Raw genomic sequence first — 8,755 nt, 5'->3', positions numbered from 1 at the left:
TCAACTCCTCGAACCGCCCGGTGCGGACCCGCATGCCGGGTGGTGTGGGAGGGGTGCGGTCCACTAGGATCGCCCCCTATCCCGATTTGGTAAACGATTACTGTGCGCGACGGATCGGGATCTCCAGCATGATGTCGATTGGGGAGCTTTCAAACCGGCTCCGGGCGGCTCTGCCGGCGCGGACCGTCACGGTGCGCGGCGACCATGACTTTGACCCCCGCCTGCGCCATCCCGGCCCCTTGCGGCGCGGCGCGGTGCTCGTGCTGCTGCGCGGTGGACCGGACGGGCCAGAGGTTCTGCTGACGCGCCGTGCCGCCACCCTGCGGCTGCTTCCCGGCGACGTCGTGTTCCCCGGCGGTGCCATCGACGAAACCGACCGTGACGACATCGCCGCCGCCCTGAGGGAAGCTTCGGAGGAGGTCGGCCTTCCGCCCGAGGCGGTGGAGGTGCTCGGCCGACTCGACCCGCATGAGGGCGTCATCGGCTGGCGCCTGTCGCCGGTCGTCGGCCTCCTCGCCCAGGAGGCCGCGCTGGTGCCTTGCGAGGGCGAGGTCGCGGCCGTCGCCTGGGTGCCGCTGTCCACCCTGGTGGCGGGGCGTGGCCGAACCACCGTGCCCTGGGGCGAACTGATGCGCCCGAAGCACCGCATGCCGCTCGACCATCCCGGTCCCGAGGTCTCCGGCCTGACGGCCACGATCCTTCTCGACCTGCTGCGCGTGCTCGGCCTGCCTCATGATGCTTGAGACGGTTTGGGCCTGAGGCCGCTTTTCCGGGTGGGGAAACCATTCCGGGTGGCGCTCGTTACGTTTCCGTAAGCCGCTGGCGGGACGCGCCGGCCGCTTCATGGCTGGGCCGCAATCCGGGGCAGGCGAGCATGAGGGTCATAAGGCGGGCGTGGAGCATCCTGGTCGATGCCGTGATGGGTTGGATCAACGACGACGCCCTGTCGCTGGGTGCGGCGATCGCCTTCTGCACGATCTTTTCCCTGGCACCGCTGATGATTCTCGTCACCGGCGTTGCCGGACTGGTCTTCACCAACGAGACCGCGCAGGCGGCGCTGGTCGAGGAGGTTTCGCGGCTGATCGGGCCGGAGGCGGCGGAGACGGTCCGCGCCTCGGTGACCAACAGCAGCCATCTGGGGGCGGGAATTTGGGCCACCGCCGTGGGCATCGGCACCATCCTGATCGGCTCCACCACGGTCTTCGCCCAGCTGCAGACCGCGCTGAACCGCATCTGGAAGGTGGAGCCGCCGACGGACTCGACCGTCACCTGGCTGGTGAAGGCGCGGTTGAGGGGGCTCGCCCTGATCGCCGCGATCGGCTTCCTGCTGATCGTCTCGCTGGTCGTCAGCGCCGGTCTCGCCGCGCTGCACCAATGGATGAACCAGTATCTCGCCGAGCTTGCGGTTCTGCTGTGGGTGGTGGAGACCCTCGCGTCGCTCGCCGTCTTCACGGTCCTGTTCGCCGCGATCTACCGGGTGCTGCCCGACACCTATATCCCCTGGAGCGACCTGTGGCTGGGAGCCGCGACGACGGCCATCCTGTTCGCCGTGGGCAAGACGCTGATCGGGCTCTATCTCGGCACCAGCGGCATCGCCTCGGTCTACGGGGCGGCGGGTTCCTTCGTGCTGATCCTGTTGTGGGTCTATTACTCGGCCACGCTCTTTCTGTTCGGCGCCGAGCTTACGCGCGCCTATTCGGAGCAGATCGGCAGCCGCGTCCGGGTGCAGGGTGAATCTCTCGGCGAGACGCGGAAAACGGCGTAGAGATTCCCCCGCAGGCCCGGATAGGGCAAAAAGAAACCCCCGCGGCAAGGCGGGGGTTTCCGTGCGCTCTAACAAGAACGCTGTTCATCTGCCAGTTCGGCAGCGCATTTCAAGAAAATCTGGCCGAGTTCGTCGGCTTCATCAAGTAAGCGCCGGTGGAGACATGATCTAACACACCCTCCTTGCTTCGGTGATGATAACCGTCAAGGCCAAGCGGGCCGACGGTGATTTCATTCTTGAGCTTGGCTGCCTCGACCTCGGCTGTGGTTACTGTCGACATCAGACTGCGCCTCCCGACCCAGCCTGTCAAGCAATCCATGACCGTTTTCTTTCGGCGCGTCGGAGGCCGGCGCTTTCGGCCTGCCTCCGAAGGAATGTCCTGGTCGAAAATTCTCCATCCGTGAATACCTTGGAGGTAGAAAAGAAGAGACCGGCGTCTGCCGTGGTAACCGGTAATAGAAACGCCGGAGGGCAGCGGTGTTAAGGTCTCGTTAACTGGCAAGGCCTCTTAATGAACTCACGAAACGCGAACAAACCCGGAGGAAAACATCATGCAGTCTCTCTCCATCTCCGCCGCAATCATCAATTCGGCGTCCCTGCACATGAGCGTTCTCGATGAGTTCATCGCCGTCGTCCGGCGCAAGGCCGCCGAGACGGAGAACGGCTTTGCCCGCGAGAGCCTGTCGGAGCTTCTGTCCAGCCTGACCGAACAACGCGCCCTGTACGAAGGGCTCGCCGCCCCGGTTGCCGTCGCGGCCTGACCGTGGGCCTCCCCGGATTTGGCCAAAAAGAAAGGCCGCACGGTGGCGGCCTGAGGTTCAGGGAGGAAGCGCGCCGAGCGCGCAAAGCCGAGAGGCTTCATCCCTATAAACAGCGCGGCGCGTCGAATGTTGCGTTCCCGTGTCGTCAGGCGGCGAGGAGCAGCAGCGCCGCATAGCCCGCGAGCCCGCCGGCGAAGGGCAGGAAGCGGCTCTTGCGGTCCTCCGGCAGCTCTTCTTTTAGAACGTTCAGGACGATGCCTCCGGACAGGAAGGCGAAAAGCAGCCCGACCGCCAGTTCCGACAGTTCGACCGCGAAGCCCAGCAGCCATCCCGCGACCACCGCGCCCGCGAGGACCCAGCGGGCCTTGCGGTCGTAGACCGACTGGTAGTCCTGCCGCAGGCCGTAATCGTTGGTCACGAAATGAAGCGCCATCGCGACCGTGTAGGTGACCAGGGACAAGACGCCCGTCTCCTCCCGGTGCAGCAGCAGATAGCCGATCAGCAGGTTGTACAGGGCGAAGGAACCGGCGTGCAGCCAGAACGGGCCGCTTTCCAGATCATCGCCACCCATCTCGGACCGCCGCGCCCGGACATAGCGCTCCAGCCCGTAGAAGACGGCGAGCCCGGCCATGGCGACGAGATAGATTTCCGATTCCAGCAGACCGGGCCCGCCCGCCTCGGTCCGGGTTTCGACATGCTGCTGGTGGGCGTTCAGTTCCGGCAGGATGTGCATGAACACGTAGGCGACCGCCACGCCCCCCGCGAGCGAGAGCCAGCGGCTCCTCGGCACGCCGTCGAGGAAGCGGAGCGCGCCGACGAACAGGTGCACCAGGACGAACAGCAGGACGGAGACGGCGGTCAGGGCTGGCATGGCGCCTTTGGGATCGGTTGCGGCATTCCCTTCGGCAACAACCGGGCGGAGGTTTGGTTCATGCCCGAAAGAGAAGGCGCCGCCGGGGTTTTCCCCGGCGGCGCCTTCGCCCGATCCGTCCAAATCTGCCCTGTGCTCGTCCTTATGGCATCGAGACGATCTGCTTGCGCATGGGGGCGTCGCCCTTGGGCGCCGTGCGCAGCTCCTCCATCGCGCGGGCGAGCTGCACGTCGCCCTCGGGGCGGGGGGTGTCGCCCCAGGGGTGTTTCGTCTCGTCCTGCACCACGACGTCCGGCGTGATGCCGGTCCCGTGGATCGAGATGCCCGCGGGCGTGTAGTAGCGGGCGGTGGTCAGCTTGATGGCGCTGCCCTCGCTCTGCGGGATGATCGTCTGGATGATCCCCTTGCCGAAGGTCTGCGCGCCGATGATGCGTGCACGGCCATGGTCCTTCAGCGCGCCGGCCAGGATCTCCGAGGCCGAGGCGGAGTTGCCGTTGACCAGCACCACGACGGGAACGCCGCCGGTCTCGTCGCCCGGCGTCGCCTCGTAGGTGCGGTTCGCCTTGGAATCGCGGCCGCGCGAGGTGAGGATCGTCCCCCTCTCCAGCAGCGCGTCGGCGACCTTCACGCTGGCGCTCACGAGCCCGCCGGGGTTGTCCCGCAGGTCGAGGACGAGGCCGCGCAGGGACGGGCCGCGCATCGCGTCCAGCGCCTCGGTGAGGCCCGTGTAGGTCTGGCGGTCGAAGTTGCGGATGCGGATGTAGCCGATGTTGCCGATCATCCCGGACTTCACCGAGGACTGGGCAACCTTGCGGCGCACCAGCCGCGCCACGGCCGGCTTGGCCTGACCATCGCGCAGGTAGGTCAGGGTGACCGGCTGGCCGGCCGGACCCGCGATCATCTTGCGGATGGAGGCGGTTTCCTGCCCGGCGACGGCTTGCCCGTCCACCGCGTCGATCAGGTCGCCCACCCGCAGGCCCGCCTCGGAGGCCGGGGAGTCCGGCATCGTCTCGATGATGCGGAAGCGGTCGCCCGACGGCTCGTAGCGGATGCCGATGCCCGTGAAGGTGCCGTCGTTGTGCGCCAGCGTCGCCTGGTATTCGTCCGGCGGGAGATACTGCGAATAGCGGTCCCGCTTGGCCATGGCGTCGATCGCGATGTCCGTCAGCTCGCGATCCGAGATCGGGTCCACGTAGCTGCCGCGGATCTGGCGCAGGGCGCGCAGGAAGCGGTCGACGGCTTCGCTCTCGCGGCTGTCCTGTCCGATCGCCACGACATCGTCATGAAGGTCCTGCGCCTGGGCGGCGGGCGGCGCGAGGACGGGCAAGGCGAGTAGGCTGCTCAGGACGGCGGCGGCGATGAAGCGTTGCACTTGGCCCTCTGTCGGCAAAGGCTGAGGAGGCTGGCGCCGATGAAGCAGCAACGTAGCCAGCGAGAAGCACAATGCTGGGTCTTGGTTAATATATCGTTATCGATCCTGACAAGAGGATTGTCCGGCCACGCTTCCGCTTGCGGCTGGGGCGATGTCCTGATCGGACTGAAGGAAAAGCCGTTCTTCCCTTGCCGGCGGCCCACCCCGCCGCGGGGCTTCATTGCATTCTGTCCCCGGCGCGGCGCCGGTGCCGGCCAGCCATTCGGGTGAGCGAAACGACCCATTTGGGAAGCGGCTGAAACCGCCGGGAGGCTGGGGCGTTGAGGCTGGGAGTTCGGCGATCGGAAGCCGCGCCGGGACCGGCGTGGAGCGGAGAGGACGGAGGGAAATGGCCTTGCCCCCATGGCCGACACGGCGGACCAGCCTTGCTCCTGTCCCACTGCTCGGGCTTCTTTCCGGGGCCGGTTTCCTGCTGTCCGGCTGCGAGGGCGCGCAGTCGGCGCTCGATCCCGCCGGCTTCAACGCGCGCGAGATCCTTTTCACGAGCTGGATCCTGTTCATCGGCGGCGCGGTGATCTTCCTGTTCGTCATGGCGCTGGCCGTCTGGGCCGTTCTCGCCAAAGGCGACCGCTTTCCGGGCGCCCGCGCCTGGGTGATCGGCGGTGGCATCCTCTTCCCCGTCGTGACGCTGACCGCCCTGCTGCTGCACGAGTTCGCCCTGGCCCGGCGGCTCGTCACCGTCGCCGAGACGCCGGCGCTGACCATCGAGGTCACCGGTTACATGTGGTGGTGGGACGTGCGCTACCGCCGGCCGGGCGCCGGGCCGGAGGAGCCCGCCCTCCGCTCGGCGAACGAGCTGGTGATCCCGACCGGCCGGCCGGTGGAACTGCTGGTCGGGGCCGCCGACGTCATCCACAGCTTCTGGGTGCCGAGCCTCGCCGGCAAGATGGACATGATCCCCGGGCACGTGAACCGGCTGGCCCTGCTGGCGGAGAAGCCCGGCCTCTACCGCGGCCAGTGCGCGGAATATTGCGGAGCCCAGCACGCGCTGATGGCTTTCCATGTCCGCGTCCTGGAGCCGGAGGAATTCGACGCTTGGCTCGCGGCCCGGAACCGCCCGGTGACGCGGCCCGAGGATCCCGTCCTGGCGCGGGGCTATGACGCCTTCTTCACCCAAGGCTGCCAGTCCTGCCACGCGGTGCGCGGGACGCCCGCCGTGAGCACCCTCGGCCCCGACCTGTCCGACATGGGCGCCCGCGCGGGCCTCGCCGCCGGCAGCTTCGAGAACAACGTCGGCACGCTCGCCGGCTGGATCGCCAGCGCCCAGCACCTCAAGCCGGGGAACCGCATGCCCTCCTTCAACGTCATGGATGGTGAAACCCTGCGCGCCCTTGCCGCCTGGCTGGAGAGCCTGAAATGACGCTTCAGCATGAAGGCGGCCCCGGTTCCGGCCACGGCGGCCCGGCCCACCGCACCCTGCCGAGCCCCCTGCCGCGCCCCGAGGAGGAGCTGCGGACCCTGCAACGCGTCTGGCGGATGCCGCGCGGCCTGGGCCTCCTGTCCGAGGTGAACAACAACGTCATCGGCGTCATGTACATCGGCGCCGCGCTGCTGTTCTTCGTGCTCGCCGGGCTTCTGGCGCTGGCGATGCGCGCCCAGCTCGCCTTTCCGGAAAGCGCGCTGCTCGACCACGACACCTACAACCAGTTCTTCACCGTGCATGGCACGGGCATGATGTTCCTGTTCGCTGTGCCGGTGGTGGAGGCGATCGGCGTCTATCTGATCCCGGCGATGCTGGGTGCGCGGGACCTGCCGTTCCCGCGCCTGTCGGCCTTCGCCTTCTGGGCCTATTTCTTCGGCGGCCTGTCCTTCTTCGCCTCGCTGCTGTTCGACGCGGCACCCGACGGCGGCTGGTTCATGTACCCGCCGCTGACCAGCTACGAGCATTCGCCGGGCATCCGGGCGGATTTCTGGCTGCTCGGCATCGGCTTCATCGAGATCTCCGCCATCGCCGGCGCCATCGAGATCATCGTCGGAATCCTGCGCACCCGCCCGCCCGGCATGACGCTGGACAAGCTGCCGATCTACTGCTGGGCCATGCTGATCATGGCCGGCATGATCATCTTCGCCTTTCCCGCCGTGATCCTGGCGACGGCGCTGCTGGAGGTCGAGCGCGTTTTCCACTGGCCCTTCTTCATCGCCGAGCGCGGCGGCGACCCGCTGCTGTGGCAGCATCTCTTCTGGTTCTTCGGCCATCCGGAGGTCTACATCATCTTCCTGCCGGGGGCGGGGCTGGTCTCGATGATGGTGCCGACCCTCGCCCGCTACCCGCTGATCGGGCACAATCTGGTGGTGCTGGCGCTGGTGGGCACGGGCGTCTTCAGCTTCGGCCTGTGGGTGCACCACATGTTCACCACCGGCATCCCACCCCTGTCCTTGAGCTTCTTCTCCGCGGCGAGCATGGCGGTGGCGGTGCCGAGCGGTATCCAGGTCTTCGCCTGGATCGCCACGCTGGGCAAGGGGCGGGTGCAGTGGACCGTGGCGACCTGGTTCCTGATGGGCTTCCTGTTCATCTTCGTGCTGGGCGGGCTGACCGGCGTGATGGTCGCGGTGGTGCCCTTCGACTGGCAGGCGCACGACAGCTACTTCATCGTCGCTCACCTGCATTACGTGCTGATCGGCGGGATGGTCTTCCCGATGTTCGCGGCGCTGTACCACTGGTGGCCGACGCTGAACGGCACGCTGCTGTCGGAGCGTCTGGGGCGCTGGGCCTTCTGGCTGATGTTCGGGGGCTTCAACGTCACCTTCTTCCCGATGCACATCACCGGCCTGCTGGGCATGCCCCGGCGCGTCTACACCTATCCCGGCGACCTCGGCTGGAATTTGCTGAACATGGTCTCCACCGTCGGGGCCTTCGTGCTGGCGCTGGGGGTGCTGATCGTGCTGGCGGACATGGCGCGCAACGCGTTCGGCCGCGGGCAGCCGGCGTCCGACAATCCCTGGAACGGCGGAACGCTGGAGTGGATACCGAACGGGAATTACGCCGTGCGCAGCATTCCCTACGTCACCGGTCTCTACCCGCTGTGGGAGAACCCGAACCTGTCGCGCGAGGTGCAGGCGGGCGCCCATTTCCTGCCCGGCGCGCCGACGGACCGGCGCGAGACCATCGTCACCAGCCCGATCGAGAGCAAGCCGCAGTACCTCATGCCGATGCCCGGCCCGCACTGGGGCCATTTCCTGGCCGGCCTGTTCACGGCGCTTCATTTCCTGTGCCTGACGGTCGGCTGGTACCTGATCTCGATCCTGCCGGCGCTGATCGCCATCGCCTCGGTCATCTGGTGGCTGTGGGACCTGGACACGGGCGAGGACCATCCGCCGCAGGAAGTCGGCGGGGGATGGCGCATTCCCGTCTATGTGCAGGGGCCGAGCAACCACAGCTGGTGGGCGATGGTCGTGCTGCTGCTCGTGGACGGCACCGCCTTCGCCTGCCTGATCTTCTCCTACATCTTCCTGTGGACCGTCAGCCCGGATGTCTGGCCGTCCGACCCGGCGGCCCTTCCGGGCATCGGCTGGCTCGGCGGCGGGCTGCTGCTGCTGGCGCTCGCGGCGCTGTCGCTGTGGTGGGCGAGCCGGTCCTTGGGCGCCGACCGGCAGGCCGGCGTCCGGCTGGGGCTGCTGCTGTGCTTCCTGTTTCTGCTGGCGGCGGCGGTGGGCGAGGGCTACGCGCAGATCCAGACCGGGCTAAAGGGGGCGGAGAGCGCCTATGGCGCCGTCACCTACATGCTGGTGGCCTGGCAGGGGTTCCACATGGCGGTCCTGCTGCTCATGATCGGCTACACGCTGGCGCGCTCCTTCCGCGGGCTGATCCATGCCAGGCGGCGGGTGACCTTCGACAACACGATGCTGATGGCGGGCTACACGGTGGGGCAGGGCGCCTTCGCCCTGCTGCTCGCCCATCTCTTCCCGCGGCTGTTCGGGTGAGGCCC

The 8,755-nt window shown here is 67.6% G+C and carries 8 protein-coding genes; 5 read left to right on the top strand and 3 right to left on the bottom strand.

Annotated elements, in window-relative coordinates; translation table 11 throughout:
• The first annotated feature begins 128 nt into the window (after positions 1 to 128).
• Entirely contained in the window at positions 129 to 743 is a 615-nt protein-coding gene (locus tag JUB11_RS29435; RefSeq protein ID WP_207462368.1) for a CoA pyrophosphatase, read from the top strand.
• 131 nt (positions 744 to 874) lie between these two features.
• The gene (locus JUB11_RS29430) at positions 875 to 1,765 is read left to right on the top strand and encodes a YihY/virulence factor BrkB family protein (RefSeq protein ID WP_207462367.1); all 891 of its coding nucleotides are present in this window, start codon (positions 875 to 877) and stop codon (positions 1,763 to 1,765) included.
• 109 nt (positions 1,766 to 1,874) lie between these two features.
• Here JUB11_RS29430 and JUB11_RS29425 read toward each other — a convergent pair whose 3' ends face one another.
• The gene (locus JUB11_RS29425) at positions 1,875 to 2,045 is read right to left on the bottom strand and encodes a hypothetical protein (RefSeq protein ID WP_207462366.1); all 171 of its coding nucleotides are present in this window, start codon (positions 2,043 to 2,045) and stop codon (positions 1,875 to 1,877) included.
• Between the two features lie 271 nt (positions 2,046 to 2,316).
• Between JUB11_RS29425 and JUB11_RS29420 the strand changes: the two genes are divergently transcribed.
• Positions 2,317 to 2,526 (top strand): hypothetical protein, encoded by a 210-nt coding sequence (locus JUB11_RS29420; RefSeq protein WP_207462365.1) that lies wholly within the window; start codon positions 2,317 to 2,319, stop codon positions 2,524 to 2,526.
• A 145-nt stretch (positions 2,527 to 2,671) separates the two neighbouring features.
• Here JUB11_RS29420 and JUB11_RS29415 read toward each other — a convergent pair whose 3' ends face one another.
• Positions 2,672 to 3,397, bottom strand: coding sequence for a hypothetical protein (locus JUB11_RS29415; RefSeq protein ID WP_207462364.1), 726 nt, complete (start codon positions 3,395 to 3,397; stop codon positions 2,672 to 2,674).
• A gap of 142 nt (positions 3,398 to 3,539) precedes the next feature.
• Positions 3,540 to 4,769 (bottom strand): S41 family peptidase, encoded by a 1,230-nt coding sequence (locus tag JUB11_RS29410; RefSeq protein WP_207462363.1) that lies wholly within the window; start codon positions 4,767 to 4,769, stop codon positions 3,540 to 3,542.
• 388 nt (positions 4,770 to 5,157) lie between these two features.
• On the opposite strand from JUB11_RS29410, the gene coxB reads away from it, so the two are divergent.
• Positions 5,158 to 6,189, top strand: a complete 1,032-nt coding sequence (gene coxB, locus JUB11_RS29405) for a cytochrome c oxidase subunit II (protein WP_207462362.1) — start codon at positions 5,158 to 5,160, stop codon at positions 6,187 to 6,189.
• Positions 6,186 to 8,750, top strand: coding sequence for a cytochrome c oxidase subunit I (gene ctaD, locus JUB11_RS29400; RefSeq protein WP_207462361.1), 2,565 nt, complete (start codon positions 6,186 to 6,188; stop codon positions 8,748 to 8,750). Before coxB ends, ctaD begins: the two co-directional genes overlap by 4 nt.
• Positions 8,751 to 8,755: the final 5 nt, after the last annotated feature.

The organism is Azospirillum sp. SYSU D00513 (assembly GCF_017356015.1).
In the GTDB taxonomy this organism is placed as follows: Bacteria; Pseudomonadota; Alphaproteobacteria; order Azospirillales; family Azospirillaceae; genus Azospirillum.
Note: the sequence above shows the minus strand (reverse complement) of the source record. Positions and strands in the feature narration are given on the sequence as shown.